Below are 905 nucleotides of genomic sequence, written 5' to 3'. Positions count from 1 at the left end.
ACCTCACACGTAGAGTATGACACCGACACCCGTCACTACGCCCACGTTGACTGCCCAGGTCACGCCGACTACGTTAAAAACATGATCACCGGTGCCGCACAAATGGACGGCGCCATCCTAGTTGTATCAGCAACTGATGGCCCAATGCCACAGACTCGTGAGCACATCTTGCTTTCACGTCAGGTAGGCGTACCATACATCATCGTCTTCATGAACAAATGTGACCTAGTAGACGACGAAGAATTGCTAGAGCTCGTCGAAATGGAAGTACGTGAACTCCTAAACGACTACGACTTCCCAGGCGACGACACCCCAATCATGAAAGGTAGTGCCACCCAAGCCCTAAAAGGCGACGAAGGCAAATACGGCGAACCAGCAGTCGTAGAACTACTAAACACCCTAGACACCTACATCCCAGAGCCAGAGCGTGACATCGACAAAGCATTCCTAATGCCAATCGAAGACGTATTCTCAATCTCAGGTCGTGGTACCGTTGTAACTGGCCGTGTTGAATCAGGTATCGTAAAAGTTGGTGACGAAATCGAAATCGTCGGTATCAAAGACACCCAAAAAACCACCTGTACTGGTGTTGAGATGTTCCGTAAGTTGTTAGACGAAGGTCGTGCAGGCGAAAACTGTGGCGTACTACTCCGTGGTACCAAGCGTGAAGACGTACAACGTGGCCAAGTACTAGCCAAGCCAGGTTCAATCACCCCGCACACCAACTTCGACGCCGAAGTATACGTACTATCAAAAGAAGAAGGTGGTCGTCATACTCCGTTCCTAAACGGCTATCGTCCACAGTTCTACTTCCGTACCACTGACGTAACTGGCGCAATCCAATTACAAGACGGTACAGAAATGGTCATGCCTGGTGACAACGTTGAGATGAGCGTAGAGCTTAT

The 905-nt window shown here is 49.8% G+C and carries 1 protein-coding gene; it reads left to right on the top strand.

Annotation, left to right across the window (positions count from 1 at the left end; all coding sequences use genetic code 11):
* The coding region (tuf, locus tag J3491_RS11915; RefSeq protein WP_207970360.1) for an elongation factor Tu at positions 1-905 on the top strand (905 nt) is incomplete at both ends.

The sequence above is a fragment of the Psychrobacter halodurans genome (genome assembly GCF_017498075.1).
Classification (GTDB): Bacteria; Pseudomonadota; Gammaproteobacteria; order Pseudomonadales; family Moraxellaceae; genus Psychrobacter; species Psychrobacter celer.
Note: the sequence above shows the minus strand (reverse complement) of the source record. Positions and strands in the feature narration are given on the sequence as shown.